Source organism: Thermodesulfobacteriota bacterium (assembly GCA_040755095.1).
Lineage (GTDB): Bacteria > Desulfobacterota > Desulfobulbia > Desulfobulbales > JBFMBH01 > JBFMBH01.
This window is the reverse complement of sequence record JBFMBH010000008.1, coordinates 23159-49550: the sequence shown is the minus strand read 5'-3', so window position 1 is coordinate 49550 and position 26392 is coordinate 23159. Positions and strand designations below refer to the sequence as shown.

Below are 26392 nucleotides of genomic sequence, written 5' to 3'. Positions count from 1 at the left end.
GTGCCATGCCGGTTGCTACCACTTGACGCTGTACCGTTTCAGCTTGTCGTAGAGGACCGTCTTGCCGATGCCGAGCATCTCGGCCGCGGTGTGAACCCGGCCGCTGCACTTGGTGATCGCCGCGGTCAGAATCCGTTTCTCCAGTTCGCCCAGGGAGGTCTTGAGGGGCCGGGAGAGGAGCTCGGAATCGTCCATCTGCACGGCTGGACGGCTGGCCGCAGCGCTGGGCGGTGGCGAGAAGACCAGATCCCGCTCGGTGAGGGTGCTGCCGCGGGCCAGGATCAGGGCGCGCTGGATGACATTCTCCAGCTCCCGGATGTTGCCCGGCCAGTCGTAGGCCAGGAGGCGGTTGATGACCTCCATGGGGACGAAATCGATATTCTTGCTGAAGTCCTTCCGGTACTTGCGCACGAAGTGTGAGGCGAGGGGAACAATGTCGTCCTTGCGATCCCGCAACGGCGGCAGGTGGATGTTGATGATGTTCAGGCGGTAGTAGAGATCCTCCCGGAACTCGTTTCGCATCACCTTGACCGGCAGATTGGCATTGGTCGAGGCGATCACCCGGACATCCACCAGGACCGTCTCCGAGGAGCCGACCCGCTGGATCTCACCGTTCTGGAGCACCCGCAGGAGGGCCACCTGCATCCGGGGGCTGATGTCGCCAATCTCGTCCAGAAAGATGGAGCCGCCGTCCGCGAACTCGAACTTCCCCTTGCGGCGGGCGGTAGCGCCGGTGAAGGCCCCCCGCTCGTAGCCGAAGAGGTCGCTCTCCAGAAGGCTTTCGCTCACCGCCGCGCAGTTGAACTTCAGGAACACCCGATCCCGCCGGGTGCTGTTGCGGTGGATGAGGTTGGCCACCAGCTCCTTGCCGGTGCCGGACTCGCCGGTGATGAGCACGGTGGCATCGGTGGCCGCCAGATTGCGAGCGATCTCCCGGATCTCCCGGATGGCACTGCTGTTGCCGATGAGCCCATCCTGCTCACCTTCGGCATCCAACTGGCTGCGCAGGACGTTCACCTCCTGGGCGAGCTGCAGGCGGATGCTTTCGCTCTCCTTGAGCTGGCTGATCTTCTTCTGGATGACCTCCTCCAGGTTGCTGTTGAAGGCTTCGATCTCCCGCTCCATCTGCTTGCGCTTGGTGACATCCCGCATGACCACCAGGGCCAGCACATCCCCCCGGTAGCCCTCGAAGCGCACCGCCGAATACTCCACGTCCCGATCGCCGAGGCACGTTTCCACCAGCTCGGCCCCCCGGGCCTCGGAGTCGATGAGGGTAAGCGGGCAGGGCTCGGGGCAGGGCTCGGCCTGGCCGTGCAGCGCGACGTGACAGAGCTGGCCGCGCATGGGCCCGAAGGCCGCCTGGGCACTCGGGTTCATGTACTCGATGACGTGGTCCTGGCTGATCAGAAACACCATCTCCCGCATGGCGCCCAGCAGCTGCTCCTTGTGGAGGGCGAGGCGCTGGGTCTCCTCGCGGGCCCGGGCCAGCTCGGCGCTCACCCGCTCCACATCGGCCCTGGCCTCGGCAGCGGTCACCGTCTCCGGCAGGCTGAGCATGCAGGCCTTCTTGAAGGCCACCTGCACCGCCCGACCGTTGGGCATCTCCACGGGCTGCAGCCCCAGGACCACGTCGATGAGGGCGCCGGTCCGATGGATGGCGTGGGTGCGGAAGCCCTCCACGTCTTCGCCTGCGGCCTGCGTGCGGACGACGACTTCCTGGTGGGCCGCCGGGGCGATGTCCGCCAGAGGGCGGCCGGTCAGCTCCTCGCGGCGGTAGCCCAGCAGGTGGGCCAGGGCGTCGTTGGCGGCCCGGATGCAGGCGCCTTCGGCCACGTAGGCGGGCTCGACCAGGAGGCCGACAGAGGCAAAGAACGAGCCCAGGTCGTTGGTGGTCATGAATGGGTGGGGCACCAGGTTGAGGGGCGGACCGCTGGGGTCAAAGAAGGCCACCGCATTATACGGACGGGCCCAGGGAGTGTCAACCTTCGGCCCTGGCCGCCCCGGGGCAAGTCATGGGCCTTTCGATGGGAGGAGCCAGGGGCCGCGCCTGGCTGACGTAGGGCTCCAACAACGAATGCAGAATACCGAACAAGGAATGTCCAACCGCTCCCTTCAACCTTCGAAATCCCTTGTTGGACATTCTGCGGTTCGTTTTGCACGGCAAGATCATCCTGTTTCAAAAAGGTGGCCGATAGGCTATAACGATCGGGCGCGCCGGCCGGCGCGCCCGATATCGAGATCCAGTCCTGTGGAGCGACAAGGAGGCACTATGTGTGGGATCGTTGGCTACGTGGGGCCACGGCAGGCCGTGCCCGTGCTGGTGGAGGGCCTGAAGCGGCTGGAATACCGGGGCTACGACTCGGCAGGGGTGGTCTTTCTGCACGGCGGTGAGCTGGTGCGGCAGCGCTGCCAGGGCAAGCTGGTGAATCTGGAGGAGGCCCTGGAGGGACGCCAGGATCTGGCCAGCCACATCGGGCTCGGCCATACCCGCTGGGCCACCCATGGCGCGCCCACCGAGGCCAATGCCCACCCCCACAGCGACTGCACCGGCCGGCTGGTGGTGGTCCATAACGGCATCATCGAGAACTACCATTCCTTGCGGGAGGAGCTGAAAGGCCGCGGCCATGTCTTTGCCTCGGAGACGGACACCGAGGTGGTGGCGCATCTGGTGGAGGAGGCCCTGGCCCAGGGGCTGGCGCTGGCAGCGGCGGTGCGGCAGGCCCTGGGCCGGGTGGACGGCTCGTACGCGGTGGGGGTGTTGTGGCAGGGCGCGCCGGACCGGCTGATCGCAGCCCGCAACCAGAGCCCCCTGGTGCTGGGGGTGAAGGAGGGCGGTGGCGCCTTCATGGCCTCGGACGTCCCGGCCCTGCTGCCGTACACCCGGGAGGTGCTGTACCTGGACGACCAGGAGATGGCGGAGCTTTCGGCCGATCGCATCGCGGTCAGCCGGCTGGCGGATGGGATACCGGTGGACAAGCCGGTGCAGCACATCGACTGGAACGCTGCCATGGCCGAGAAGGCCGGCTTCAAGCATTTCATGCTCAAGGAGATCTTCGAGCAGCCCCAGGCCGTCCAGAGCACCCTCCGGGGCCGCCTGAATCCGGAGACCGGGCTGGTGGATCTGTCCGAGATCGGCCTGCCGGCCGAGGTCTGGCAGCGGGCGGAGCGGGTCTGTTTCGTCGCCTGCGGCACCTCCTGGCATGCGGCCCTGGTGGGCAAGTACTGGATCGAGCGCTGGGCGCGGCTGCCGGTGGAGGTGGATATCGCCTCCGAATTCCGCTACCGCTCGCTGGTCCTGGATGAGCGGGTGATCACCGTGCCCATCTCCCAGTCCGGCGAGACGGCAGACACCCTGGCCGGGATGCGGCTGGCCAAGAGGTTGGGCTCGCCGATCCTGGCCATCTGCAATGTCGTCGGCTCCACCATGACCCGGGAGGCGGATGGCACCCTCTATACCCACGCCGGTCCGGAGATCGGGGTCGCCTCCACCAAGGCCTTCACCAGCCAGCTGGCGGCGCTGGCCCTTCTGGCCCTCCAGCTGGCCCAGGTGCGGGGCACCTTGTCCCGGGAGGAGCAACGGGTGCTGGTGCACGGCCTGGTCGAGCTGCCAGCCATCCTCGAGCAGGAGCTGCCCCGCATCCAGGCCGAAAGCCAGGCCCTGGCCCGGGCCTTCGCCGACAGCCGGGACTTTCTCTACCTGGGCCGGGGGCTCCACTTCCCCATTGCCCTGGAAGGGGCATTGAAGCTCAAGGAGATCTCGTATATCCACGCCGAAGGCTATGCCGCTGGCGAGATGAAGCACGGCCCCATTGCCCTCATCGACCGGGACATGCCGGTCCTGACCCTGGCGCCCCGGGATGCGGTTTATGAAAAGGTGATCTCCAACGTTGAGGAGGTGCGCTCCCGCCACGGACGGATTATCCTGATCGGCTCGGCCGGCGACACCGCCCTGGCCCGGATCAGCGAGCACGTCCTCCTCCTGCCGGTGATCCAGGAGGCCCTGACCCCGATCCTGGCCACCATCCCGTTGCAGCTCCTGGCCTACGAGATCGCCACCCTCCGGGGCTGCGACGTGGATCAGCCCCGGAATCTGGCCAAGAGCGTCACCGTGGAATAGGAGACCGCCCATGAAGATCCTGGTTACCGGTGGGGCCGGCTTCATCGGCTCCAATGTCGTCGACGCCTATGTCGCGGCGGGCCATGAGGTGACGGTGGTGGACAACCTGTTCACCGGCCGCTGGGAGAACCTGCACCCGCAGGCCCGGTTCGTTCTCATGGACGTGCGGGCCGCCGAGGTCGACAAGCTCTTTGTCCGGGAGCGGTTCGACCTCGTCAACCACCACGCGGCCCAGATGTCGGTGCCCGCCTCGGTGGCGGATCCGGCCTTCGACGCCGATGTCAATGTCCGGGGCTTCATCAACCTCCTGGAGGCCAGCCGGCGGCACGGCGTGCGGAAGGTGATCTTCATCTCCTCTGGCGGCGCCATTTACGGCGAGGCAGCGGAATACCCCACCTCCGAGGCCTGCCCGCCCCAGCCCCTGTCGCCGTACGCCATCACCAAGGCGGTCTCCGAGCAGTACCTGGCCTTCTACCGGCACCAGTACGGTCTGGACTACACGGTGCTCCGCTACGCCAACATCTACGGCCCCCGGCAGGTGCCCCACGGCGAGGCCGGGGTGGTGGCCATCTTCATGGACCGGCTCCTGGCCGGTCAGGGCTGCACCCTGTTCCATTTCGCCGGCGAGCCGGCGGGCATGACCCGGGACTACTGTTTTGTCGGCGACGTCACCGCCGCCAATCTGGCCGCCCTGGAGCAAGGCAGCGGCCAGGCCTTCAATATCGGCACTGGCCGGCCCACCCGCACCCGGGAGCTTTTCAACGCCATCCTTGCCGCGGTGCGCCGCCGGCGGCCGGATCTGCCGGCGGGCCTCGCCGATCTCTCCTGCCAGCCGGCCCGGCCAGGGGACCTGTCCCGGAGCTGCCTCCAGGTCGAGGCGGCGGCCGCGGGACTGGGCTGGCAGGCCAGGACCAGCCTGGAGGAAGGCCTGGCGAAGACCCTGGACTGGCGGCTGTCCTGAATCCCCTTATTCTTCTTGAGGAAGGCCACGATGAGCGCGCTCGATACCTTGCAGGAACGGATCGATTCCCGGACCCATCTTCTGGGGGTGGTTGGCCTGGGCTATGTGGGTCTGCCCTTGAGCCTGACCTTCCTGCGCCGCGGGGTGCGGGTGCTGGGCTTCGATGTCGACCCCGCCAAGGTGGCCAAGCTTGACCGCGGGGAGAGCTACATCAAGCATGTGCCCGCTGCCGAGCTGGACGGTTTCCGGCAGGAGGGCCGCTTCACCGCCACCGCCGATTTCGGCCGCCTGGGGGAGCCGGACGCCATCGTCATCTGTGTGCCTACCCCGCTCACCAGGAGCCGGGAGCCGGATCTGTCCTACATCGAGGACACCGCCCGCGCCATCAGCATGCGCTTGCGGCCCGGGCAGCTGGTGGCGCTGGAGAGCACCACCTATCCGGGCACCACTGTCGAGGTGGTACAGCCGATCCTGGAGGCGGGGGGGCTTACGGCTGGTAGCGATTTTGCCCTGGCCTTCTCGCCGGAGCGGGAGGATCCGGGCAATCCCCGCTTCGCCACCGCCGACATCCCCAAGGTGGTGGGCGGCATCGACCCCCGGTGCACCGATCTGGCGGTGCGCCTGTACCAAAGCGGCCTCGACCAGGTGGTGCCGGTCTCCTCCACCCAGGTGGCGGAGCTGACCAAGCTTCTGGAGAACATCTTCCGCAGCGTCAATATCGCCCTGGTCAATGAGCTCAAGCTCTTGTGCCACCGCATGGGCATCGACGTCTTCGAGGTGATCCGGGCCGCCTCCACCAAGCCCTTCGGCTTCATGCCGTTCTATCCCGGGCCTGGCCTGGGCGGCCACTGCATCCCCATCGACCCCTTTTACCTGACCTGGAAGGCCCGGGAGTTCGATTTCCCCACCAAGTTCATCGAGCTGGCCGGGGAGGTGAACTCGGCCATGCCGTATTACGTGGTGCAGCGGGCCATGGAGGCTTTGAACGACCGGGGCCGGGCCCTCAACGGCGCCCGGGTGCTGCTTCTGGGGGTGGCCTACAAAAAGGACGTGGATGATCCCCGGGAGTCGCCTTCCTTCAAGCTGATCGAGCTGCTCCTGGCCAAGGGCGCCCAGGTTGCCTACAACGATCCCCACATCCCCAAGCTGTGGCCGGGCCGCCACTACGCCTTCGACTGGGAGTCGGTGCCCCTGACCGCCGAGGCCCTGGCCGGTTTCGACTGCGTGCTGCTGGCCACGGATCATTCCGCCTACGATTACGACTTCATCCTCCAGCACGCCTCGCTCATCATCGATACCCGCAACGCCTTTGCCGGCCGCCCTGGCGCGGTAGCCAAGGTGGTGTCGGCCTGACCCAGGAGTGCCCGCCATGCCCCGAATCCTCATCACCGGCGCTGCCGGCTTCATCGGCTTCCATCTCAGCCGGCGGCTCTTGGCCGACGGCTGGCAGGTGGTCGGCCTGGACAACCTCAACGACTACTACGATCCCGGCCTCAAGCAGGCGCGGCTGGATCAGCTCCTGCCCCATCCGGCCTTCACCGATGTGCGTCTGGACCTGGCCGACCGGGCGGGCATGGCGCAGTTGTTCCAGGAGCAGGCCTTCGACGCCGTGGTCAACTTGGCGGCCCAGGCGGGGGTGCGCTATTCCCTCGTCAACCCCCACGCCTATGTGGATACCAACCTGGTGGGCTTCGTCAACATCCTCGAGGGCTGCCGCCACACCGGGGTCAGGCATCTGGTCTACGCCTCCTCCAGCTCGGTCTACGGCGCCAACACGAGGATGCCGTTTTCCGTGCACGACAACGTCGATCACCCCGTCTCCCTGTACGCGGCCAGCAAGAAGGCCAACGAGCTCATGGCCCATGTCTACTGCCAACTTTATGGCCTGGCCGCCACCGGCTTGCGCTTCTTTACCGTCTACGGCCCCTGGGGCCGGCCGGACATGGCTCTCTTCCTCTTCACCAAGGCCATCCTGGAAGACCGCCCCATCGATGTCTTCAACCACGGCCAGATGCGGCGGGATTTCACCTACATCGATGATATCGTCGAAGGGGTGGTGCGGGTCATCGATCATCTGCCGGCGCCCAATCCCGAATGGACCGGTGAGGCCCCGGATCCGGCCACCAGCTCCTGTCGCCACCGGGTGTACAACATCGGCAACAACCAGCCGGTGGAGCTGATGCGCTACATCGAGGTTCTGGAGGCGTGTCTGGGCAGGACCGCCCAGAAGAACTTCCTGCCGTTGCAGCCAGGGGACGTGCCAGCCACCTATGCCGATGTCCAGGATCTGGAGGCCGCGGTGGGCTTCAAGCCCGCCACCTCGGTGGAGACCGGCATCCGGCGCTTCGTGGACTGGTACCGCGCCTATTACCGGGTCTGACCCGGGGAGAAGCCCATGAACATCTGCATGATCGGCACCGGCTACGTGGGGCTGGTCACCGGCACCTGTCTGTCCGAGCTTGGCCACCGGGTCACCTGCGTGGACAAGGACGCGGCCAAGATCGAGATCCTGACCTCCGGCCGGCTCCCCATCTACGAGCCGGGGCTGGCGGAGCTGGTCCGCAAGAACAGCGGCGAGGAGCGGCTCTTTTTCACCACCGATCTGGGGCAGGCGGTGGCGGGCGCCAAGGCGGTGTTCATCGCGGTCGGCACCCCCTCCAGTCGCCGGGGAGACGGCTACGCCAACCTGTCCTTCGTCTACGACGCTGCCCGGGAGCTGGCCGGCCATCTCGATGGCTACACGGTGGTGGTCACCAAGAGCACGGTGCCGGTGGGTACGGGGCGGCAGGTGGCGCGGATCATCCAGGAGACCAGCCCCGGGGCCAGCTTCGATATCGCTTCCAATCCCGAGTTTCTGCGGGAAGGAGCGGCGATCAATGACTTCATGCGGCCGGACCGGGTGGTGATCGGCTCCAGCTCGGAGCGGGCCATCGTCCTCCTCAAGGAGATCTACAAGCCCCTCTACCTCATCGAAACCCCCTTCGTGATCGCCAACCTCGAAACGGCAGAGCTCATCAAGTACGCGGCCAACGCCTTTCTGGCCATGAAGGTCAGCTTCATCAACGAGATGGCGGCCATGTGCGAGGCGGTGGGGGCGGATGTGGTGACCCTGGCCAAGGCGGTGGGGCTCGATGGCCGGATCGGCAGGAAGTTCCTGCACGCCGGCCCGGGCTACGGCGGCTCCTGCTTTCCCAAGGACACGGTCGCCCTGATGCGGGTAGCCCAGGAGAATGGGGTGGCGGTGCGGCTGGTGGAGGCGGCGGTGGAGGTGAACGCGGCCCAGAAGGCCCGGATGGCCAAGAAGATCCGGGACGCCCTGGGCGGCGTCGAGGCGGGCAAGACCATCGGCGTCCTGGGGCTCACCTTCAAGCCCGAGACCGACGACATGCGGGACGCCCCGGCCCTGACCATCCTGCCGGCCCTCCAGGAGCGGGGGGCGGTCATCCAGGCCCACGACCCCCAGGGGATGCCCGAGGCCGCCAAGTACCTGCCGGACCTGACCTATGTGGCCAACCCCTACGAGGCCTGCCGGGGGGCGGATGCGGTGGTGCTGCTCACCGAGTGGAACCAGTACCGGGCCCTGGACCTGGAGCGGGTGCGGGCCCTGGTGCGGACGCCGGTTTTCATCGACCTGCGCAACGTTTACGAGCCGGCCCGGCTCAAGGGCCTGGGCTTCACCTACGTGGGGGTGGGTCGCAACTGATCGGCGGCCGTCGCCAGCCCTTCCAGCACCCCGGGCAGCTCGTCCGCCAGCTCCGAGGCCAGGAGGCCGCGGTGGCCGCCCAGCCGCCGGGCGAGCCGGTCGCCGGCCAGGCCATGGGCGTATACCCCCAGGCAGGCCGCTTGCCAGGACGGGACGCCCTGGGCCAGAAGCCCGCCAATGATGCCGGCCAGGACGTCCCCCATGCCGCCACACGCCATGCCGGGGTTGCCGGCCGGGCAGACGGCCAGGTCGCCCTCCGGACCCGCGATCAGGGTCCGGCTGCCCTTGAGCGCCAGCACCACACCGTGACGCCGGGCCAAGGCCTCGGCCTGGGCGATCCGGGCCCCCTGCACCGCCTTGGCACTGGTACCGGTCAGGCGGCCCATCTCGCCCGGGTGGGGGGTGAGAACCACCCGCCCCGCCAGCCGAGCCAGGCCATCCAGGAGGGACCGCTCCTGGGCCAGGATGGTCAGGGCGTCGGCGTCCAGGACCACCGGCAGCGCAAGATCCTCCAGGAGGCCGGCCAGAAGAAGGCGGATGGCCGGCCCGGTGCCCAGCCCGGGACCGATCACCAGGGCGGACTTGCCGGTCAGGGCGGCCCGGATCTCCGGCAGGGCCTCGGCGGCCAGTCCGCCGCCAGCGGCCGGCAAGGGCACGGTCATCGCCTCCAGGAGGCGGGTTTCGAAAATCGGGTTGAGGAAGGAGGGCACGGCGAGGCTGACCAGCCCGGCGCCGGCTCGCAGTCCGCCCAGGCCGGCGAGAAGGGCGGCACCGGTGTGGCCCTGGGAGCCGGCCACAACGAGAAGGTGGCCGAAGGTGCCCTTGTGCCCGTCCTCGGGCCGGGCCGGTACCAGGGACCCGGCCCACGGCTCGTCCAGCAGCCGCCGCCGGGGTCCGACGGCGGCCACCGCCTCCCGCAGGAGGCCGATATCGGCCACCTCCAGCCGGCCGGCCAGGAGGCAGCCGGGGGTGACCACCAGGCCTGGCTTGGCGAGACCGAAGGTGACGGTAAGGGTCGCCCGCACGGCCACCCCCAGGGGCTGGCCGCTGTCGGCATCCAGCCCGGAGGGGATGTCCACTGCCACCACCGGCCGGCCGCAGCTGTTCATGGCCTCGATGGCGGCGGCAAAATGGCCGCCCACGTGGCGGGTCAGGCCGGTGCCGAAGATGGCGTCCACCACCAGGTCGCTGCGGCCCAGTCGCTCGGCCAGGGCCGGGATGGCCTCCTCGCCCAGGACCAGCCGGATGGGGACAGGCAGGCCCTCGACGATGGCCAGATTGGTGCCGGCGTCGCCGGTCAGGCGCTCGCCGGGCACCAGGAGCTCCACCTCCGGCCGGCAGCCTTGCTGCTGGAGCAGGCGGGCGATGACCAGGCCGTCACCGCCGTTGTTGCCGGGGCCGATCACCAGGCTCACCCGTTTGCCGGCCAAGGGGTCGAACAGGCGGCCCATGGCGGCAACGGTCTGCCGGCCGGCGTTCTCCATGAGCACCACCCCCGGCAGCCCCATCTCTTCGATGGTGGCGCGGTCGATGGCCCGCATCTCTTCGGCACTGGCGAGCTGCATGACGGTATCCGTCCGGTGGCAGGGAGGGCGGGGCAGTTTCTGTCCTTCTGACCGGTGGCCAGTATACGGGGCTCGCTCCGGAACGCTCAAGAGAAAAGACCAGGCGCGGCCAGGGGCTGGCCAGTGGGAGGGCGCAATGGACTACCGGGTAGGACAGATCGGTCGGGTGGTGGTGGCTCGCCTGGATGACGGCGAGGATTTCTGGCAGGAGATCAAGCAGCTGGTGGTGGCCGAGCGGATCCGTGGCGGTTGGCTGCACATCCTGGGCGGGATCCGCCAGGCGGCAGTGGTGACCGGACCGCGGGAGCCGGTGGTGCCGCCGGACCCGGTCTGGCGCCATCTGGACGGCTCCCGGGAGGTGCTGGGCTTTGGCAGCATCGCCTGGGAGGGCGACGAGCCCCGCATCCATCTGCACGCGGCCCTGGGACTGCACGGGGAGACCCTGACCGGCTGTGTACGCAAGGACACCACGGTCTATCTGGTGCTGGAGGTCTGCATCGTCGAGGTGGTTGGCATCGATCTTGGCCGGCCTTGGCAGGAGGCCCTGCAGTTCAGCCGGCTGGAGTTCGGCATGAAATCCCCTTGACAAGGGATCCGGGTTTTCCTCATCCTGTCAAGGATCTCGCCAACAGGTGGGGCTTCGGGGAACGGAGAAACGGCTGCTGGGCAAGTGGCCAATCATGGGCGTCCACATACGTGAGGAGAGCACACATGGCCGGGAAGGAAGGGACCAAGGCAGCAACCACCAAGAGGGCCAGCACCGCCAAGAAGGCAACGGATTCATCCCACGAGTTCGTCCTGCAGGCAGTTGACGCCCAGGAGGTCTACGTGGCCGGGACGTTCAACGGCTGGGCCCTGGACGATCATTCGCGGATGCGCAAGTACAAGGGCGGGGTCTGGAAGAAGAAGATCAGGCTGGCCCCGGGCCGCTACGAGTACCAGTTCGTGGTGGACGGCGTCTGGTGGACCGATCCCGCCAACCCCAACCGGATCGGCAACACCTTCGGCACCGAAAACTCCCTGGTGGAGATGGCAGGCTAGAACGGGGGGCGACTCCGGCCCCGCCCGGTCAAGCGCGAAGGCCCGCCTTCCCTCGGGGGAGGGCGGGCCTTCGCGGTTTCTCTCTCCCCTGGCTAGTCCGCGGCGGGGATGATCTTCACCAGCTTGTCCCCCGGCTGGACGCTCTGGCCCAGCTTCACGAAGACCTGGCCAACCTTGCCCCTGATCTGACTGGCAATGGGGGTCTGCATCTTCATCGCCTCCAGGATCAGCAGGCGGTCTTCCCGGGCAATCTCCTTGCCGGCCAGGATGTCGATCTGGCAGACGGTGGCGGCAAAGGGCGCCCGGATGTCGCCCACCGCCGCCAGCTCGGCGATCTCCTCCTTGGACAGGGCCGGCTGCTTGGCGGGACCGCCCACCTTCTCCTCCGGCTCCAGGCCAAAGATCTCCTGGTGGTGGTCCACCTTGAGGTAGACCAGCCACTGGCCGTTCTCCGCCTGGTGGCTGGGACCGATCTCGAGGAGGTGGGACTTGCCGAAGTGATCATCGAAGGCCAGGGTCTCGCCGAGCCGGAAGCCGCCGCGCCGGAACCAGACACTGGGCGGCAGCACATAGCTGCGGCCGTACTGCTCCTCGAACTTGAAGAAGGCCACCGCGTCGTTGGGATGCTGGAGATAGGTGACCAGCTGCTGGGTGGTCGGCTCGAAGTTGAGCTTCTCCGCCAGGGCCTGCCACTCCTTGTCCAGATCCACGTCCTCGATGATCGCGATGCCGCCCTCGGCGCCCACCACCTTCTCCCAGTCCGGACCGAAGACCTTCTCGTAGATCCAGTCTGCGGGCCGGTAGAAGGGGAACGGTCCATAACGACCCAGCAGGAGGTTCCGGAGATCGCCGGAGGCATTGGCGTAGCGATCGCCGGTCTGGACGTTCGTCACCGCCGTGGTCCACAGGATCTGGGAGCCCGGGGTGACGCTCCACCAGTTGCCCAGCTCGACCTGGACCTTGGGCAGCTCCTCATGGAGGATCTGGGGCATAAGATGCAGGAACCTGCCCTTCACCGCCTGCTCGAAGGAGCTGCCCATGGCGCCGCCAGGCAGCTTGTGGATCTGCACCGTGGGCGAGAAGCCCTTGAACTGGGACTCGAAATAGGCGTAGTGCTCCCGCTCCGGCCGCAGGACTTCCGAGGTCTCGATCACCGCCTTCTCGTCCAGGCCCACCGCTTTCTTGCCGTAAGCCTTCAGGGTCTGGATGACGGTGAGCAGCGGCGGCGGCCCGTAGTAGCCGGTGAAGGCATGATCGGAGGCATCGATGATGGTGGCGCCGTTCAGCACCGCGGCGGTGATGCGGCCGATGTCGTTGCCGTCCGTGTTGTGGCCGTGGTAGTGGATGACGAGATCCGGATAGGCCTGCTTCAGGGCCGCCACCAGTTCGCCGATCCGTTGCGGGGAGCCCAGCCCCCCGTGGTTCTTGATGCACAGGGTGATCTCCGGGCCGGTCACGGCCAGGATCTCGGCCACCTTCTTGACGTAATAGGCATCGGTGTGCTCGGGGCCGGTGGAAAAGCAGATACTGGGTTCCAGGATCTTGCCGGCCCGCTGCACCTCCTCGAATACAGCCTGCATGTTGGGCACGTGGTTGAGGAAGTCGAAGACCCGCCAGACGTCCACGTAGCGGGCGAATTCCCGCACCGTCAGGCGGATGACGTTCTGGGGATAGGGCCGGTAGCCGAAAAGATTGACCCCCCGGCACAGGGTCTGGAACATGGTGTGGGGCATCTCCTTGCGGAGCAGTTCCAGCTTCAAGAACGGATCCACCTGCTTGCGCAGGATGTCCACGTGCACCGAGGCGCCGCCGGTGATCTCCAGAGAGAAGAGACCGACGCGATCGCGGCTGGGGGCCGCCAACAAATCGGTGTGCAGGAGGATCCGATTCTTGAAGTCGGCCTGGGACAGATCGCGGATGGTGTTGGTGACGAAGTAGCCGTCTGCGGCGCGCAGGCGAGCCAACACCTCGCTGGCGCCCATGCCGGGGACGATACGCTCCATGGCTGCTCCTCGAAAGGGTGATGGCCGCCCGGCTGCAAGGCCGGAGCCACAGGTCAGATGCCGTGGGGGTTGAAGCCCTTGTGGTGGATCTCGGCGATGAGGCTCGCCAGCTTGTTCACCTCGACATTGTGCTCCCGGTAGTTCAGGAGGTGGGGGTGGGTGTCGAGATAGGAGGTGTCGAAGTTGCCGTCCCGGAAGTCCTTGTCCTGGACCAGATTCATATAGAAGGGGATGGTGGTCCTGGGGCCGATGATGACGAAGTTCCTGAGGCAGCGGCGCAGCCGGTCCACGGTTTCATTCCAGGAGAAGCCGTGCACCGTGAGCTTGACCAGGAGCGAGTCGTAGACCTGGGGCACCGTGAAGCCCTGGTAGACGAAGCCGTCCAGACGGACGCCGTAGCCACCCGGCGACCGGTAGACGGTCACCGTCTTGCCGCCTTCAGGCATGAAGTTGTTCTTGGGGTCCTCGGCATTGATCCGCATCTCGATGGCATAGCCGCGGATGTTGATATCCGCCTGGCCGAAGGCGAGAGGACGGCCCAGGGCCAGCTTGATCTGGGCGCGGACGATATCGATGCCGGTCACCATCTCGGAGACGGTGTGCTCCACCTGCAGCCGGGTGTTGATCTCCATGAAGTAGAACTGTTTGGTGGTGCGGTCAAACAGGAACTCGACGGTGCCGGCGTTGGTGTAGCCGGCCACCTGGGCCGCCTTGACGGCGGTGGCGCAGATCCGGTCGACGACCTCCTGGTCCCCCACCAGGGAGGGTGCGATCTCCACCAGCTTCTGGTTGCGGCGCTGGATGGAGCAGTCCCGGGAGCCCAGGTGGACGATCTTGCCGAACTTGTCGGCCAGGATCTGCACCTCCACATGCTTGGGCTTGTCCACCATCTTTTCCAGATAGACGGAATCGTCGTTGAAGGCCGCCCGGGCCTCGTTGCGCGCCACCGGCAGCTCGGCGACCAGCTGGGCGTCGCTGTCCAGCCGGCGGATGCCCCGGCCGCCGCCGCCGGCGGTGGCCTTGAGCATGACCGGAAAGCCGTGCTGGGATATGAAGGCCCGGGCCTGCATCAGGCCTTCTTCGCCATGGACCAGGTCCTCGGTGCCCGGCACCACCGGGATGCCGGCATCCCGCATCAGCCGGCGGGCGATCACCTTGTTGCCCAGGTTGTGGATCACCTCGGAGGTGGGGCCGATGAAGATGATGCCCGCCTCCTCGCAGGCTCGGGACAGGGCCGGATTCTCGGCCAGAAAGCCGTAGCCGGGGTGGATGGCGTCGGCCTTGGTCTTCTTGGCCGCCTTCATCACCTTGTCGATATTCAGATAGTCCACCCGCGGTCCGTCCCCCAGCCAAACCGCCTCATCGGCACTGCGGATGTGCAGGCCCTCGCTGTCTGGCGTTTCGTAGAGGGCCACGGCGGTGTGCCCCAGCTCCTGGATCGCCCGGATAATCCTGAGGGCGATCTCTCCGCGGTTGGCGACAAGGATTCTCTTCTTCAAGGCCATTCCTCTCCTCATGCCGGACGGTCAGTCGTGGTCGCCAATGGGGGGATGCCGGGCATCCCCTGGGCGTGCATTTGCAAGCGCTCCAAGCGGCCGGAGCCAGAGCGGCCGGCAGCGCCTAAGAGGGGCACGGTACCATACAAGGCGCAGGGAGGCAAGCGGGAGCGATAGGCCAATTTCCCTTGTCAGCCCTCCCGGGAGCCGGTAGTATGGGGCAGCCTCGTGCGGCCCCGTGTCCGGCGCTGGAAGAGGGCTTCAGGATTCCGTGCCCCCCCTCGCTGGCCCGGTGAGCTTGGCCCCATATTGATCTCACCTCATCGATCTTGAAGGAGTGGACAGCCATGGCAGGCAAGGCAGTCGTTGTCTCGGATGCAAGCTTCCAGGCCCAGGTTCTCGATGCCGACCTCCCCACCCTGGTGGACTTCTGGGCCCCGTGGTGTGGCCCCTGCCGGGCGATCGGGCCAGTGGTCGAGGAGCTGGCCGACGAGTATGCAGGCCGCATCCAGATCGCCAAGATGAATGTCGACGAGAGCCCGGCCACCCCAGGCAAGTACTCCATCCGGGCTATCCCCACCCTGATCCTGTTCAAGAAGGGGCAGGTGCTGGAGCAGGTTACCGGGGTGGTGGGCAAGAGCGCCCTGGTGGCCATGCTCAACAAGGCCCTGTAGCCGGCCGTCGCGATGACGGAGCGGGTGCTCGACCTGGTCATCATCGGCGGCGGCCCGGCAGGGCTCACCGCTGGGCTCTACGGGGCGCGGGCCCGGTTGGAGCTAGTGCTTCTGGAAAAGGTCGGGGTGGGGGGCCAGGTCCTGGTCACCGAATGGGTGGACAACTACCCCGGTTTCCCGGACGGGATCGCCGGTCCCGATCTGGTGGAACGGATGCGGGCCCAGGCCGAGCGCTTCGGGCTCGCCATCCGGCAGGCCGAGGTGGAGGGCCTGGATCTGACCGGGCCGCAGCCGCAGATCCGGCTGGCCGAGGCCGAGACACTGGCCTGCCGCAGTCTGATTATCGCCAGCGGCGCCCGGCCAACCGCCCTGGGCGTGCCCGGCGAGGCCGAGCTGCGGGGCCGCGGCGTCTCCTATTGCGCCACCTGTGATGGCCCCTTCTTCCGGGACCGCGAGATCGTGGTGGTGGGCGGCGGCGACACGGCCGTCCAGGAGGCCCATTTCCTCACCCGTTTTGCCCGCCGAGTGACGGTGGTGCACCGGCGGGACAGCCTCCGGGCCGCCAAGGTCCTCCAGGAGCGGGCCGTCGCCAACGACAAGATCGCCTTTTGCTGGAACAGCCGCGTCATCCGGATCCTGGGCTCCACAGAGGTGGAAGGGGTGGAACTGGAGGCGATTCCCTCCGGCCAACGCTCCATCCTGCCGGCGGACGGGGTGTTCGTGTTCATCGGCATCCGCCCCAACAACGAGTTCCTGCCGTCCGGTGCGCTGGCCGTGGATCCGTGGGGCTTTCTCATCACCGACGCCGAGATGCAGACCAGTGTGCCGGGGGTGTTCGCCGCCGGGGACATCCGCAGCAAGAATGTTCGTCAGATCAGTACCGCGGTCGGCGAGGCGGCGGTGGCAGCCTTGGCCGCCGAAGGCCACGCTCTGGCCCGGTCTGTCTCCCCCAAGACCCCCTGACCCTACCGGAGATTCCGGCATGCTTCCGCGCACCTGTCCCTTTGGCAAGCCTGTTGCCGCCCTCGTCGGTCTCATCCTTCTGGTCGCCCTGTCCGGTTGCGCCACGGCGGATCGCTGGTGGGCCGAGATCTGGGAAGATGGGGAGCGGGCGACGCCATCGGCCGAGGCCATGGCCGACGAGGGCATGGAGTTCTTTTCCCAGGGCAGCTACTACGAGGCGGCCAAGGTCTTCGAGGACCTCAAATCCTCCTACCCGTTTCATCCCCTGGCCATGATGGCCGAGCTCAAGGCGGCGGACAGCCACTTCTACCAGGAGCACTACGAAGAGGCCCGCAGCCTCTACCGGGAATTCGAAGAGCGGCATCCGGCCAACGAGGCCATGCCCTACGTGCTCTTCCAGATCGCCTTCTCGCACGCCAAACAGATCGGGACAATCGATCGGGACACCGGCGCTGCGGCTCAGGCGGTCCAGGCCTTCGGCCGTCTCCTCAAGACCTATCCCGACTCGCCGTACAGTGCGGAGGCCCGGGAGGGGCTGGCCGCGGCTCGGGATCACCTGGCCAGCCATGAGATGTACGTGGTCGGCTTCTACGTACGCACCGGCAGCCACACCCAGGCCGAGGCCCGGCTCGAGTCCCTCTTGGCCAACTATCCCGACTCCACGGTGGCGCCCCTGGCCAGGGACCTGCTGGCCGACCTCAAGGCCGGCAACCCGCCGTCCCGCTCCTGGCGCTCCTGGCTGCCCGGCTTCTCCTTTTCGGAGATGTTCACCCTTTCCGAATGGTCCCTGGCCCCGGGGGCCAGCGCTACCAGCAAGTAGCTCATGAGGCGAGTGATGACGGACTTGGTGGACAGACGGCATTTCCCCGAGGCCCTGGCAGCCTGGGGCCGGCGGCGCTGGCCGGGGCTGCCAGGCTTGCTCCTGGGCCTGACGCTGGTTGTCGGCCCTCAGCTGGCCTCCGGTGGCGAGGCGACCCTGCCCGGGGACCGGCCCCCTGCGCCCGGCTCCCGGACAGGTGCTGCCGCGACCGCTCCCCCGGAGGCGGTCGCGGTCAGTCCCGATCTGGACAGGAGGGAGAAGGCCATGAAGCTGAGCTTGACCACCACCGCCTTTGTCGCCAACGGAGAGATTCCCGAGAAGCATACCTGCGACGACGCCGACCAGTCGCCGGCCTTGACCTGGGCCGGGGTGCCGGCAGCAGCCAAGAGCCTGGTGCTGGTGGTGGACGACCCGGATGCGCCGGCCGGCACCTGGACGCACTGGCTGCTCTTCAACCTGCCGGCTACAGAGGTCGGGCTGGCGGAGGGGGTGCCGGCGAAGAAGGAGCTGCCCAACCGGGCCCGCCAGGGCCTCAACGACTTCCGGCGGATCGGCTACGGGGGGCCGTGCCCCCCCCGGGGCAAGTCTCACCGCTACTTCTTCCGGCTCTATGCCCTGGACAGCCTCCTGGATCTGGCCCCGGGTGCCACCCGGAGCGAGGTGCTGTCGGCCATCAAGGGCCGGATTCTCGCGCAGGCCGAGCTGATGGGCACCTACCAGCGCCGTTAGCCCGTGGCCATGCCCGATTTCGACGAGGTGGTGCGCTTTCACGGCCATGCCTGCCCGGGGCTGGCCCTGGGCTTCCGGGTGGGGCTGCTGGCGCTCGGCCGGCTGGGTCCCCGGCCCCGGGACGAAGAGCTGGTGGCGGTGGTGGAGAACAATTCCTGCGCGGTGGACGCCATCCAGGTTCTCACCGGCTGCACCTTCGGCAAGGGCAACCTGATCTTCCGGGACCTGGGCAAGCAGGTCTACACCTTCTTCTCCCGCCCGCAGGGAGAAGCCCTCCGGATCGTGGTCTCCTGGCAGCCGCCTCCCGAGTCGGCGGCCGAGACCGAGGCCTGGGTCCGTTACGCCGCCGGTGACCGCTCGCCGGCGGTCACGGACCTCGTGCAGCAGCGCAAATCCCGGAAGCTGGCCGCCATCCTGGCCGCCAGCGAGGCCGAGCTGCTGACGGTCCGCACTGTGGTCGCCGACCCTCCCCCGCCCGCGGTCATCCTGCCCAGCCGCACCTGCCAGCGCTGCGGCGAGCAGGTCATGGAGACCCGCGCCCGGGTGCGGGAGGGCCGCATTGTTTGCATCCCCTGTGCCGGGGAGGGGCGGCCATAAGAAAGGCCTGGCGCCGCAGCCGGCGCCAGGCCTCACCACCCCACCGCCCTCCTGAGGGACTCCGGGTCCTACTTGGCCGGCGGAGCAGGAGGCGGAGCCGGCGGTGACCCACCCTGGGGCGGCGCCATCATGCCCGGCGCCATGTCGGGCGGCATGCCCCGGGGCGGCGCCATCATGCCCGGCGGCATGCCCCGCGGCATGCCCTCCGGCATCCCCGGGGGAGCTTCCAGGGCCACCGGCTCCTCGGTGATCGCCGTCTTGGCGTCCTTGCCATGGGCGGTGAGGGTCATGGTGGTGGTGTCGGTGTCGGAGCTGATCACCCCGAAGGGGCGGACGGCCGGCGAGAACCGGTAGGTGCCGTACACCTTGCCGCTCCCATCCACGATCCGGCGCTTCGAAACCTCGAAGGTGCCAGCGGGCACGTTGACCGACTCCTTGCCCAGCTCCTCGGTCTTGAGCTCCATGGCCGGCTGGGCTGGCACGCCGCTACGGCGCTCGAACATGGCCTGGGCCATGCGACGGCCCATGATGAACAGGTCTTTGGGCATCTCCAGGGGCGGAGCATCGCCGCTCTTGATGATCAGCCGCTGCATGTTGTCCGGCTCGTTGGGATCGCCTTTGACCAGCATCTTGACGATGTTCTTCGCGTCCCCCTCCTGGTTGGTGACTTCGTACCAGAAGGCCTCCCCCTCCTGGCCGACAATGGCCATGCGCATGCTGGCGTGATGGCTGGTGGCCTTGTCGGCGATGTCGTACTCGGCCCACACCCCCAGCTCCGGAGCGAAGGTGCCGAACAGGCGCGGCATCGGCTTGCCGGCCCTGTCGGCCGTGGCTGCCGTCACCACCGGCGCTGTTGCCAGCAGCATTCCTACCAGGAAGATCGGAAATCGTTTCATGACAACCCCTCCTGTCTCGTGTGATCAGGCTGTTCGTCCTGCCCCCCTGGCCGGGTCGTCATCGGTCGGAGGACCGCGCCCAGGCCATGAACTGGGAGATACCCTCCCGAGCCGGGGGATTGACCAGATGGAAGCGGATCCCCACTTCGAGCTCCCCCGAGGGCCGCTCCTGCACCCGCACCACCTCGCCGGTTACGGCCAGGGGCTCCCGGGTGGCTGGCAGCTTGAAGGTCATGTCGATGGCCCCCAGCTCGGTCCGGTCCAAGGTGCGCATGCCCAGGCCACCCAGGGAGATGTTGGCCAGCTCGCCGCGGCCGCGGCGGGCGACTTGTCGGAAGACGATCATGTTGGGTGGCGTGGCCAGGCGGGGGTGCTCACGTGTATGGCCCATGGTCGTCCCTCCCGGGTCAGAGGCTTCCTGGGTTCGGTGGCGGGGGCCGAGCCTGCTTCCGGGTGGCCACGGCCCGGTCCGTGACCTGCATGTGCCTTCATACCGCGGTTCGAAACGGCCAGTCAAGGGGTGAGCTGGCCCTGGGACGCTCAGCCGGTTTCCGGGGAGGACGGGGGCTCGGCCAGGGGGTAGCTGGCTTCTCGGCGGTGCAGGGCGCCACGGGGGGTCAGGAGGCTCGAGTAGAGGTGGAGCTCCGCCACTGGAAAGGGGGGGCTGCCGAAGGCCTGGTGGCGCGCCAGGAGCCTGGCAACCAGCTCCGCGGTCCGGCTGCGCTCCCGGCGGGGTGGGCGGAAGCGCTCCCGCCGGCCAGGTTGCCCGTGGCCTTCCTCTGGCCGCAGGCGGGCCAGGGTGATATGGGGGGTGAACGGTCGCTCCTCGGCTGGCAGGCCACCGGCCTGCACCATGGCCTCGATCTGGGCTTGCAGGGCGAACAGCTCCGGCACCGGCGTCAGACCCACCCACAGCACCCGGGGGGTGCCCCGGGGCGGAAAGGTGCCAAGACCGGTCAGGCCCAGGGAGAAGGCCGGGGCCTGGATTTCGGCCAGCCGGGCCCGCAACGCCCGGAACATCGGGTCGTCCACCTCGCCTACGAAGCGCAGGGTCAGATGCAGCTGCTCCGTCTCCACCCAGTGGACGCCGGGCAGCCCCTGGGCCAGGCCGGCCAGCTCTTCCTTGGCGGCCTTCGGCAGATCGATGGCCACGAACAGTCTTGGCATGGGGACAACCCTTTCAACGGTGGTGGCGGCCGGCGGCCGCGCTTGACAATGATGGCCCGAGTGGACTAGGTTGCGCCAGTTCAGGCCCTTTCTAGCTCGTTTCCCGGGCGAGCACAAAACCTTTTTCGGCCCGCTCCGTCAGGAGGCTCGTTATGGTTGGCAAACAGATTCGCATGGAAAGGATCTTCAACCGCAATACCGGCAAGACCATCATCGTGCCCATGGATCACGGGGTGAGCATCGGCCCGGTGCAGGGCCTGATCGACATGAAGACCACCGTCAATGCCATGGCCGCCGGCGGTGCCAACGCCATTGTCATCCACAAGGGCATTGTCCAGGCCGGACACCGGGGCCGGGGCAAGGACGTCGGCCTCATCATCCACCTGTCGGCCAGCACCACCCTTTCCCCCTTCCCCAACGCCAAGACCATGGTCTGCACCGTGGAGGAGGCGATCCGCCTGGGTGCCGATGCCGTATCCGTGCACATCAACATCGGCGACGATACCGAGCGGGACATGTTGAACGACCTGGGGGCTGCGGCCGGCAGCGCCCTGTCCTGGGGCATCCCGCTGCTGGCCATGATGTACCCCCGGGGCAAGAACATCACTAACGAATACGACGTCAAGCTGATCCGCCACGCCGCCCGTCTGGGGGCGGAGCTGGGAGCCGACATCGTCAAGGTGCCCTACACCGGCGACCCGGACAGCTTCCGCACCGTGATCGAGGGCTGCCACGTGCCGGTGGTGATCGCCGGCGGCCCGAAGATGACCTCGGACCGGGACATCCTGGAGATGGTGCACGGGGCGATGGCCGCCGGCAGCGCCGGGGTGTCCATCGGCCGCAACGTCTTCCAGCACGAGGATCCTGCCCGGATGATCGGCGCCATGTCCCGGATCATCAACCGCAAAGCCAGCGTTGACGACGCCCTGGGCTACCTGGCCAGCACCGGCCGGCGGTAGTCGGGGAGCGGCGCCCAGTGTGCGAGGCACGCTTAATGGACAGACCGATCTGGGTTGCGATCGACCCCTGGGACAAGAAGCTCGTCACCACCGCCTTGGAGGGTGGCGCTGATGCCCTGGTTCTGCCGGACGGCCACGCCGAGGAGGCCAAGGCCCTGGGCCGGATTACGGTGGTGGCCCCGGACGGCGACCTGGTGCCGGGCCGGGATGTGATCATCCACACCATCACCGGCAGCGCCGACGAGGACGAGATCGTGCGCCTGGCGCGGCAGCAGACCGTGGTGGTCGAGGCTTTCGACTGGACGATCATCCCGCTGGAGAACCTCATCGCCCGCGGGGCGGCGGTCTTCACCCGGGTCCGTTCCGCCGATGAGGCGCGTACCGCTTTGGGCATCCTGGAACAGGGGGTAGCCGGGGTGATCCTCGCCGCCGAAAGCCCGGGAGCCCTGAAGCGCGACTTGGCCAGCCTCAAGGGCATGGGCGGCCAGGTCGGCCTGACCTGCGCCCGGGTGCTCCGGGTCCGCGCCCTGGGGATGGGGGATCGGGTCTGCGTGGACACCTGCACCAACCTCAGGAAAGGGCAGGGGATGCTCGTGGGCAACTCCAGCCAGACCTTGTTTCTGGTGCATGCGGAGACGGTGGAGAACCCGTACGTGGCCACCCGGCCCTTCCGGGTCAATGCCGGCGCGGTGCACGCCTATATCCGGGTGCCGGGCGACCGGACCCGGTATCTGAGCGAGCTGGCGGCCGGCGACGAGGTGCTGGCCGTGGACCACACCGGCCGCGCCCTGCCGGTGGTGGTGGGCCGGGTGAAGATCGAGCGCCGGCCTTTGCTTCTGGTGGAGGCGGAGGTGGAAGGGACCCCCTGCGCCACCATCCTGCAGAACGCCGAGACCATTCGCCTCACCAGGCCGGACGGCCAGCCGATCTCGGTGGTGGAGCTCGTCGCTGGCGACGAGATCCTGGTGGCCCGGGAGGCGGCGGGTCGCCATTTCGGCTTCCAGGTCCAGGAGACGATCCAGGAGCGGTAGCGCGCTGGCTCAGCCCATGATCTGCGTCTCCATCGCCGAGCCGACGGTGCCCGCCGCCCTGGCGGCAGCCCGCGCGGTCCAGGACCGGGCGGACCTGCTGGAGATCCGCCTCGACGCCCTGGACCAGCCGGCGGTGGCGCCGTTCGTCTCCGGCCTTGCCCGGCCGCTCCTGTTCACCAACCGGCCCAACTGGGAAGGGGGGGCAAGCCCCTTGCCGGATGCCCAGCGGCTGGCGCCGCTCCATGAGGCCATTGCGCTGGGCGCGGCCTACGTGGATGTGGAGCTGGGATGCGGGGAGCCGGTGCGGCAGCGGCTGGTGCAGGCGGCGGCGGGCAGCGCCACCCGGGTCATCGTCTCCTGGCACGATTTTGCCAGCACCCCGGGCCAGGAGGCGCTGGCCGCCATCCTCCGCCGGCAGCAGGCCACCGGTGCCAGCCTGGGCAAGGTGGTGACCATGGCCTGCCACCATCTGGATGTGCTGCGCGTCCTCGGCCTGCAGACCGAGGCCGCCGCCCTGGGCTTTCCTCTCATTGCCTTTGCCATGGGGCCGCTGGGCGCCATCAGCCGCCTGGCCTGCCTGCGACTGGGCAGCGCCATGACCTATGCCGCGCCAACGCCGGAACGGGCCACCGCCCCTGGCCAGCTGACGGTGGATGCCCTCTTGGCGCTGCTGGCCCATTTCCCGTCATGATCCCGGACAGCCATACCGAGGTCTACGCCATCATCGGCCAACCGGTGGGTCACTCCCTGAGCCCGGCCATGCACAACGCCGCCTTCCGGGCCCTGGGGCTCAACAAGCTCTACGTGGCCCTGGCGGTCCGTGACTTGGCGCCGGCAGTGGCCGGGCTGCGCGCCCTGGGATTTGCCGGCGTCTCGGTGACCGTGCCCCACAAACAGGCCATCCTCCCCTTGTGTGATCAGCTGGAGCCGGTGGCGGCGCGGATCGGCGCTGTCAACACGCTTTGCCTGGAGGCGGGGCGCATCCTGGGGGCCAACACCGACTGGCTGGGAGCCAATCGCGCCCTGGCCGAGGTCACGGCCCTGGCGGGCAAGCGCTTCTGCCTGCTGGGCTCGGGGGGAGCGGCGCGGGCGGTGGGCTTCGGACTCCGAGCCGCCGGCGCCCAGGTGGTCCTGGCCAGCCGCTCCCGGGAGCGGGGCGAGGATCTGGCCCGACAGCTGGAGGCCGAATGGTGCCCCCTGGGCCAGGTGGGGAGCCTGGCTGCCGATGGCCTCGTCAACGCCACCTCGGTGGGCATGGCGCCCCGGCAGGAGGAGAGCCCGGTGCCGGCAGCGCTCCTGGACCGTTTCCCGGTGGTGATGGATATCGTCTACGCACCCCGTCAGACCCGCCTGCTGGCCGAGGCCGGGCGGGCGGGCTGCCGCACCGTGGACGGTCTGGGCATGCTCTTGTATCAGGGCGTGGCTCAGTTCGAGCTCTGGACCGGTCTGGCGGCGCCAGTGGCGGTGATGCGCCAGGCCCTGGAGGACGGCCTCGCGGCCCGGGCGGCTGGGGTCTGACCGCCCCCCCCCCGACCGCAGGCAACCGCGATTGCATCAGGCTGTGGATGGACGGCCTGGACGGTGCGGACACGATGGACGGCATGGACCGGGGAGAGGCCCGTTTTGTCCATCGGGTCCGTGCTCCGTCCATGGCGTCCCATGGGACCCAACAGAAACCGGAAGAGGCCAGAAGAAGTCCATGAAGGAGATCACCCCTGCCCGCTTCGTCGACGCCACCGTGTCGGTGCCTGGCTCCAAGAGCATCACCCAGCGGGCCCTGATCGCTGCCGCCCTGGCGGACGGGGTCTCCAGCCTGCACGGCCCCCTGGCCAGCGAGGATACCGCCCATCTGGTAACCGCGCTCCGGGCCTTTGGGGTCGCCATTGAGCAGGAGCCGCAGCTGTGGCGGGTGCACGGTCAGGGGGGCCGTTTAACGGCTCCGGCCGAGGCGATTTACCTCGGCAACAACGGTACCGCCACCCGCTTTCTGACCTCGGTGGCGGCCTTGAGCTCAGGCACCGTCACCATCACCGGGGACGAACGGATGGCCCAGCGGCCCATTGGCCCCCTGCTGCGAGCCCTGGCCGGCTGGGGGGTGGACATCCGCTCGCTCCGGGGCACCGGTTGCCCGCCTCTGGAGATCCGCGCCCAGGGACTGGCCGGCGGCCGGACCGTGCTGCCGGCCGGCAGGAGCAGTCAGTACCTGTCCTCCCTCCTCCTGGTGGCGCCGTGCGCCCGGACGGCCTCGGAGCTGGTGGTGGAAGGGGAGGTTTTGTCCCGTCCCTACGTGGCCATGACCTGTGCGGTGATGGCGCAGTTCGGGGTGCAGGTGCAGGCCGGGCCCGCCTTCGACCTCTTCCGGATCGAGCCGGCCTCGTATCGGGCCCAGGACTACTGCATCGAGGGCGATGCCTCCAGCGCCTCCTACTTCTGGGCTGCGGCGGCGGTGAGCGGTGGCCGGGTGACTGTGGCCAACGTGCCGGAGCCGTCCTTGCAGGGCGACGCCGCCTTCACTCGCCTGCTGGCCCGGATGGGCTGCCGGGTGATGCACGAGGGCCGGGGGGTGACGGTGTTCGGGCCGCCGGTCCTGCGGGGGATCGATGTGGACATGGGGGACTGGCCGGATGTGGTCCCCACCTTGGCGGTGGTGGCAGCCCGGGCCCGGGGCCGGACGGTGATCCGGAATGTCGCCCACCTGCGGATCAAGGAAAGCGACCGCCTGCACGCCATGGCGGTGGAGCTGGGCAAGCTGGGGGTGCGGGTGGAGGAGCTGCCGGACGGCCTGGTGATCGAGGGCAGTGCCGGTGGTGCCACCCCCCTTGCCGGGGCGACCATCGAGACCTACAACGATCACCGCATTGCCATGAGCTTCGCGGTGGCCAGCCTCTTCGTGCCCGGGGTGCGGATCACCGGCGACGCGTGTGTGGCCAAGTCCTTCCCTGATTTCTGGTCGCGCTTCGAGGAGGCGTGCCGGGAATAGGCCTCCCAACAGTCTTTTTCACTCCCCGGCCTCGAAGAAGGTCCGGTAGAGCTGGCAGAAGCCGATCACCTTCTCCAGCTCTTCATGGCCGGCCACGAACTCCACGCCCACCGTTGTGGTCCTCTTGAGATCCGATCGCTCGATCTTCCGGATTTTGGCCGGGATGCCGGTCACCTTGCGGCCGTTGGGCAGGGGAAAATCCAGCTGGCAGTCCATGTTCTTGGTCACGGCCAGAAGTCCTGCCGCCGTGAGCCCGCAGCCGGTTTCGCACAGATCCCGGACCGTGATCGGCACCGGCCGGTGGTTGGGGAAGACGGCCTGCCCCTTGAGATGGATGGGGATCCGGTCGTGCTTGCGGAGCCGGCTGGCGGTGTAGCGGCTGGGGTATTCGATCAGGGTCAGCCGCTCATCGTCCAACGTCCGTACATACTTGCTGATGAAATTGTAGGACCAGCCGCCATTGGTGAAGATGCAGTGGAGGAAATCCTCCTCGATGGGGATCACCAGCCGCTCGCTGAAGCCGATCTTCGGGGTTTCGACCAGGATGAACTCCTTGACCTTGGCGCCGATGACCAGGGTCTGGCCGCGGATGTTCTGCTGCTTCATCGGGCTGAGGCTCAAGGCCAGGCCGATGGCCAGCGGCAGTTCCTTCTTGGTCGAAGAGATGACGTTTTCGTCGCCCATGGATCG

General features: G+C 68.0%; 25 protein-coding genes. 17 read left to right on the top strand and 8 right to left on the bottom strand.

From position 1 onward, the window contains the following. Positions 1-15: 15 nt before the first annotated feature. On the bottom strand, positions 16-1896 hold the full coding sequence (locus AB1634_02845; protein ID MEW6218454.1) for a sigma-54-dependent Fis family transcriptional regulator: 1881 nt from the start codon (positions 1894-1896) through the stop codon (positions 16-18). A 373-nt stretch (positions 1897-2269) separates the two neighbouring features. Between AB1634_02845 and glmS the strand changes: the two genes are divergently transcribed. From glmS to AB1634_02820, 5 genes are read left to right on the top strand one after another with little or no spacing between them, the layout of a single operon-like run. Beyond that, positions 2270-4117 (top strand): glutamine--fructose-6-phosphate transaminase (isomerizing), encoded by a 1848-nt coding sequence (gene glmS, locus AB1634_02840; GenBank protein MEW6218453.1) that lies wholly within the window; start codon positions 2270-2272, stop codon positions 4115-4117. Between the two features lie 10 nt (positions 4118-4127). Continuing rightward, positions 4128-5078, top strand: a complete 951-nt coding sequence (locus AB1634_02835) for an NAD-dependent epimerase/dehydratase family protein (protein ID MEW6218452.1) — start codon at positions 4128-4130, stop codon at positions 5076-5078. Positions 5079-5108: 30 nt separating this feature from the next. Beyond that, positions 5109-6431: a nucleotide sugar dehydrogenase gene (locus AB1634_02830; GenBank protein MEW6218451.1), complete on the top strand. Its 1323-nt coding sequence runs from the start codon at positions 5109-5111 to the stop codon at positions 6429-6431. A gap of 16 nt (positions 6432-6447) precedes the next feature. Continuing rightward, positions 6448-7458 carry an NAD-dependent epimerase gene (locus AB1634_02825; GenBank protein MEW6218450.1) on the top strand — a complete coding sequence of 337 codons (1011 nt, stop codon included), beginning with the start codon at positions 6448-6450 and terminating at the stop codon, positions 7456-7458. A gap of 15 nt (positions 7459-7473) precedes the next feature. After that, positions 7474-8781: a UDP-glucose/GDP-mannose dehydrogenase family protein gene (locus tag AB1634_02820; protein MEW6218449.1), complete on the top strand. Its 1308-nt coding sequence runs from the start codon at positions 7474-7476 to the stop codon at positions 8779-8781. Here AB1634_02820 and AB1634_02815 read toward each other — a convergent pair. Next, complete coding sequence (locus AB1634_02815) at positions 8757-10346, bottom strand: NAD(P)H-hydrate dehydratase (GenBank protein MEW6218448.1); 1590 nt, start codon at positions 10344-10346, stop codon at positions 8757-8759. The two genes, AB1634_02820 and AB1634_02815, sit on opposite strands and share 25 nt — an antisense overlap. Positions 10347-10482: 136 nt before the next feature. Between AB1634_02815 and AB1634_02810 the strand changes: the two genes are divergently transcribed. Together AB1634_02810 and AB1634_02805 are read left to right on the top strand one after the other, a co-directional pair. Continuing rightward, complete coding sequence (locus AB1634_02810; GenBank protein ID MEW6218447.1) at positions 10483-10932, top strand: PPC domain-containing DNA-binding protein; 450 nt, start codon at positions 10483-10485, stop codon at positions 10930-10932. A 125-nt stretch (positions 10933-11057) separates the two neighbouring features. Continuing rightward, entirely contained in the window at positions 11058-11387 is a 330-nt protein-coding gene (locus AB1634_02805; GenBank protein ID MEW6218446.1) for an isoamylase early set domain-containing protein, read from the top strand. A gap of 92 nt (positions 11388-11479) precedes the next feature. Here AB1634_02805 and AB1634_02800 read toward each other — a convergent pair whose 3' ends face one another. Both AB1634_02800 and AB1634_02795 read right to left on the bottom strand, forming a co-directional pair. Beyond that, positions 11480-13390, bottom strand: a complete 1911-nt coding sequence (locus AB1634_02800) for a biotin/lipoyl-containing protein (GenBank protein MEW6218445.1) — start codon at positions 13388-13390, stop codon at positions 11480-11482. 53 nt (positions 13391-13443) lie between these two features. Continuing rightward, on the bottom strand, positions 13444-14895 hold the full coding sequence (locus AB1634_02795) for a biotin carboxylase N-terminal domain-containing protein (protein ID MEW6218444.1): 1452 nt from the start codon (positions 14893-14895) through the stop codon (positions 13444-13446). A gap of 338 nt (positions 14896-15233) precedes the next feature. Between AB1634_02795 and trxA the strand changes: the two genes are divergently transcribed. Genes trxA through AB1634_02770 form a run of 5 tightly spaced genes read left to right on the top strand, consistent with a single transcriptional unit; the run spans position 15234 to position 18669 of the window. Continuing rightward, complete coding sequence (gene trxA / locus AB1634_02790) at positions 15234-15560, top strand: thioredoxin (GenBank protein MEW6218443.1); 327 nt, start codon at positions 15234-15236, stop codon at positions 15558-15560. 12 nt (positions 15561-15572) lie between these two features. Further along, the gene (trxB, locus tag AB1634_02785) at positions 15573-16523 is read left to right on the top strand and encodes a thioredoxin-disulfide reductase (GenBank protein ID MEW6218442.1); all 951 of its coding nucleotides are present in this window, start codon (positions 15573-15575) and stop codon (positions 16521-16523) included. 19 nt (positions 16524-16542) lie between these two features. Beyond that, positions 16543-17343, top strand: a complete 801-nt coding sequence (locus AB1634_02780) for an outer membrane protein assembly factor BamD (GenBank protein MEW6218441.1) — start codon at positions 16543-16545, stop codon at positions 17341-17343. Positions 17344-17358: 15 nt separating this feature from the next. Further along, a complete protein-coding gene (locus AB1634_02775; GenBank protein ID MEW6218440.1) occupies positions 17359-18072 on the top strand; it encodes a YbhB/YbcL family Raf kinase inhibitor-like protein in 714 nt (237 codons plus the stop codon). Positions 18073-18081: 9 nt separating this feature from the next. After that, positions 18082-18669, top strand: coding sequence for an FmdE family protein (locus AB1634_02770; GenBank protein ID MEW6218439.1), 588 nt, complete (start codon positions 18082-18084; stop codon positions 18667-18669). A gap of 68 nt (positions 18670-18737) precedes the next feature. Here AB1634_02770 and AB1634_02765 read toward each other — a convergent pair whose 3' ends face one another. From AB1634_02765 to thpR, 3 genes are all read right to left on the bottom strand, one after another. Further along, positions 18738-19565, bottom strand: a complete 828-nt coding sequence (locus AB1634_02765; GenBank protein ID MEW6218438.1) for a hypothetical protein — start codon at positions 19563-19565, stop codon at positions 18738-18740. A 58-nt stretch (positions 19566-19623) separates the two neighbouring features. Further along, positions 19624-19956, bottom strand: coding sequence for a PilZ domain-containing protein (locus AB1634_02760; protein MEW6218437.1), 333 nt, complete (start codon positions 19954-19956; stop codon positions 19624-19626). A gap of 149 nt (positions 19957-20105) precedes the next feature. Next, entirely contained in the window at positions 20106-20732 is a 627-nt protein-coding gene (thpR, locus tag AB1634_02755) for an RNA 2',3'-cyclic phosphodiesterase (protein MEW6218436.1), read from the bottom strand. Between the two features lie 152 nt (positions 20733-20884). On the opposite strand from thpR, the gene AB1634_02750 reads away from it, so the two are divergent. From AB1634_02750 to aroA, 5 genes are all read left to right on the top strand, one after another. Continuing rightward, positions 20885-21691 (top strand): 2-amino-3,7-dideoxy-D-threo-hept-6-ulosonate synthase, encoded by an 807-nt coding sequence (locus AB1634_02750; GenBank protein MEW6218435.1) that lies wholly within the window; start codon positions 20885-20887, stop codon positions 21689-21691. Between the two features lie 35 nt (positions 21692-21726). After that, positions 21727-22722 (top strand): 3-dehydroquinate synthase II, encoded by a 996-nt coding sequence (locus AB1634_02745; protein ID MEW6218434.1) that lies wholly within the window; start codon positions 21727-21729, stop codon positions 22720-22722. A gap of 16 nt (positions 22723-22738) precedes the next feature. Beyond that, positions 22739-23413 carry a type I 3-dehydroquinate dehydratase gene (gene aroD / locus AB1634_02740; protein ID MEW6218433.1) on the top strand — a complete coding sequence of 225 codons (675 nt, stop codon included), beginning with the start codon at positions 22739-22741 and terminating at the stop codon, positions 23411-23413. Further along, the gene (locus AB1634_02735; protein MEW6218432.1) at positions 23410-24240 is read left to right on the top strand and encodes a shikimate dehydrogenase; all 831 of its coding nucleotides are present in this window, start codon (positions 23410-23412) and stop codon (positions 24238-24240) included. Before aroD ends, AB1634_02735 begins: the two co-directional genes overlap by 4 nt. A gap of 181 nt (positions 24241-24421) precedes the next feature. Further along, a complete protein-coding gene (gene aroA, locus AB1634_02730) occupies positions 24422-25702 on the top strand; it encodes a 3-phosphoshikimate 1-carboxyvinyltransferase (GenBank protein MEW6218431.1) in 1281 nt (426 codons plus the stop codon). An 18-nt stretch (positions 25703-25720) separates the two neighbouring features. On the opposite strand, the gene AB1634_02725 is transcribed toward aroA, so the two are convergent. Then, positions 25721-26386 carry a PilZ domain-containing protein gene (locus AB1634_02725; protein MEW6218430.1) on the bottom strand — a complete coding sequence of 222 codons (666 nt, stop codon included), beginning with the start codon at positions 26384-26386 and terminating at the stop codon, positions 25721-25723. Positions 26387-26392: the final 6 nt, after the last annotated feature.

Bases quoted from the DNA above. Each gene is read 5' to 3' on its own strand.
- AB1634_02845 (MEW6218454.1), bottom strand. From the start codon at position 1,896: ATGACCACCAACGACCTGGGCTCGTTCTTTGCCTCTGTCGGCCTCCTG.
- glmS (MEW6218453.1), top strand. From the start codon at position 2,270: ATGTGTGGGATCGTTGGCTACGTGGGGCCACGGCAGGCCGTGCCCGTG.
- AB1634_02835 (MEW6218452.1), top strand. From the start codon at position 4,128: ATGAAGATCCTGGTTACCGGTGGGGCCGGCTTCATCGGCTCCAATGTC.
- AB1634_02830 (MEW6218451.1), top strand. From the start codon at position 5,109: ATGAGCGCGCTCGATACCTTGCAGGAACGGATCGATTCCCGGACCCAT.
- AB1634_02825 (MEW6218450.1), top strand. From the start codon at position 6,448: ATGCCCCGAATCCTCATCACCGGCGCTGCCGGCTTCATCGGCTTCCAT.
- AB1634_02820 (MEW6218449.1), top strand. From the start codon at position 7,474: ATGAACATCTGCATGATCGGCACCGGCTACGTGGGGCTGGTCACCGGC.
- AB1634_02815 (MEW6218448.1), bottom strand. From the start codon at position 10,346: ATGCAGCTCGCCAGTGCCGAAGAGATGCGGGCCATCGACCGCGCCACC.
- AB1634_02810 (MEW6218447.1), top strand. From the start codon at position 10,483: ATGGACTACCGGGTAGGACAGATCGGTCGGGTGGTGGTGGCTCGCCTG.
- AB1634_02805 (MEW6218446.1), top strand. From the start codon at position 11,058: ATGGCCGGGAAGGAAGGGACCAAGGCAGCAACCACCAAGAGGGCCAGC.
- AB1634_02800 (MEW6218445.1), bottom strand. From the start codon at position 13,390: ATGGAGCGTATCGTCCCCGGCATGGGCGCCAGCGAGGTGTTGGCTCGC.
- AB1634_02795 (MEW6218444.1), bottom strand. From the start codon at position 14,895: ATGGCCTTGAAGAAGAGAATCCTTGTCGCCAACCGCGGAGAGATCGCC.
- trxA (MEW6218443.1), top strand. From the start codon at position 15,234: ATGGCAGGCAAGGCAGTCGTTGTCTCGGATGCAAGCTTCCAGGCCCAG.
- trxB (MEW6218442.1), top strand. From the start codon at position 15,573: ATGACGGAGCGGGTGCTCGACCTGGTCATCATCGGCGGCGGCCCGGCA.
- AB1634_02780 (MEW6218441.1), top strand. From the start codon at position 16,543: ATGCTTCCGCGCACCTGTCCCTTTGGCAAGCCTGTTGCCGCCCTCGTC.
- AB1634_02775 (MEW6218440.1), top strand. From the start codon at position 17,359: ATGACGGACTTGGTGGACAGACGGCATTTCCCCGAGGCCCTGGCAGCC.
- AB1634_02770 (MEW6218439.1), top strand. From the start codon at position 18,082: ATGCCCGATTTCGACGAGGTGGTGCGCTTTCACGGCCATGCCTGCCCG.
- AB1634_02765 (MEW6218438.1), bottom strand. From the start codon at position 19,565: ATGAAACGATTTCCGATCTTCCTGGTAGGAATGCTGCTGGCAACAGCG.
- AB1634_02760 (MEW6218437.1), bottom strand. From the start codon at position 19,956: ATGGGCCATACACGTGAGCACCCCCGCCTGGCCACGCCACCCAACATG.
- thpR (MEW6218436.1), bottom strand. From the start codon at position 20,732: ATGCCAAGACTGTTCGTGGCCATCGATCTGCCGAAGGCCGCCAAGGAA.
- AB1634_02750 (MEW6218435.1), top strand. From the start codon at position 20,885: ATGGTTGGCAAACAGATTCGCATGGAAAGGATCTTCAACCGCAATACC.
- AB1634_02745 (MEW6218434.1), top strand. From the start codon at position 21,727: ATGGACAGACCGATCTGGGTTGCGATCGACCCCTGGGACAAGAAGCTC.
- aroD (MEW6218433.1), top strand. From the start codon at position 22,739: ATGATCTGCGTCTCCATCGCCGAGCCGACGGTGCCCGCCGCCCTGGCG.
- AB1634_02735 (MEW6218432.1), top strand. From the start codon at position 23,410: ATGATCCCGGACAGCCATACCGAGGTCTACGCCATCATCGGCCAACCG.
- aroA (MEW6218431.1), top strand. From the start codon at position 24,422: ATGAAGGAGATCACCCCTGCCCGCTTCGTCGACGCCACCGTGTCGGTG.
- AB1634_02725 (MEW6218430.1), bottom strand. From the start codon at position 26,386: ATGGGCGACGAAAACGTCATCTCTTCGACCAAGAAGGAACTGCCGCTG.